Origin of the sequence: Synechococcus sp. H55.10, from assembly GCF_047502715.1 — a bacterium.
GTDB lineage: Bacteria > Cyanobacteriota > Cyanobacteriia > Thermostichales > Thermostichaceae > Thermostichus.
The window spans coordinates 1-909 of record NZ_JANSJJ010000093.1; the positions used below are offsets into that span (position 1 = coordinate 1).

The 909-nt window shown below is 51.0% G+C and carries 1 protein-coding gene; it reads right to left on the bottom strand.

Translation table 11 applies throughout. The features are described from left to right. Window positions 1-787: TMEM43 family protein (locus tag NW858_RS07165; RefSeq protein WP_414520191.1), on the bottom strand; the 787-nt coding region annotated here is incomplete at its 3' end. Window positions 788-909: the final 122 nt, after the last annotated feature.

Below are 909 nucleotides of genomic sequence, written 5' to 3' on the forward strand. Positions count from 1 at the left end.
CCAGAATTGTCGTCCCTGTTAAAACCAAGGCTATGAAAAAGGTGACCACTCTCGTCATGAATCGCCCAAGGCCACTTAGAAAAGGAAAGATGCTAAGCATTGTATGAAGGGGGGTAAAGAAAGAGTCGGCCCCGATCCACATCATCAAGAATCCCACAAAGCGCAGGATCCAAGTCAGGGCAGTGTGTTCTGCAGCAAGCCGCTCAATGGCTGCAAATCGATCGCTTGCAAATAGCCGATAAAATCGAACGTTGCGCGGCCCCAGATAGCTCTCTAGGCTATTGGGGCTGGCCAAACGCCCAAAGACGGTTGCCTGAGTTCCGCTGTACAAGGCAGTGTACGAAGTTCTCATATCGCCGATTTGTGGATTGGCCAGGGTTCCCCGCCCCTTGAAAACATAAGAGCCTTCCACTCTAGCTTGGATCCCCGGGATCAATGTTTGGGGATCCAGAGGAACAGCGGAGGGAGTTTCGATCTGCAAATCTTGAATCGCATTTCGGTAATTCCCAATTTGAGCCTGGCTGACTCGAAAGAGTTGGCTGGAAAAAGGCATCGGTGGGTTGACGTGCTCACTGCTGCGATAAAACCGGCTTGAATCTTCAGGGTTTTCTGTCCAGACTTTGGTGTAAGTATAGATTGTCTCTCTGACTTCCGATCCACCAAACTCCTCTTGAGTGCTAGTTTCTTTCTCCTCTTCCCAAGCATACATTTCTGCCTTGCGGCTGACGGAAATATAGGGCCCCGGCCGCAGGAAGAGATGATCACCCAAAAGCTCGTTACTGGTCATTGGGCCTGTGAGCGATACTAATCTTCCAAGAGGTGCAGAGGGCGAGCCCAATGGACTGATTTCAATGGCCCCAGTTGCCACTTGGGCAAGGTTGACCCGCCCCTCATTCCAAAACAAAAGCC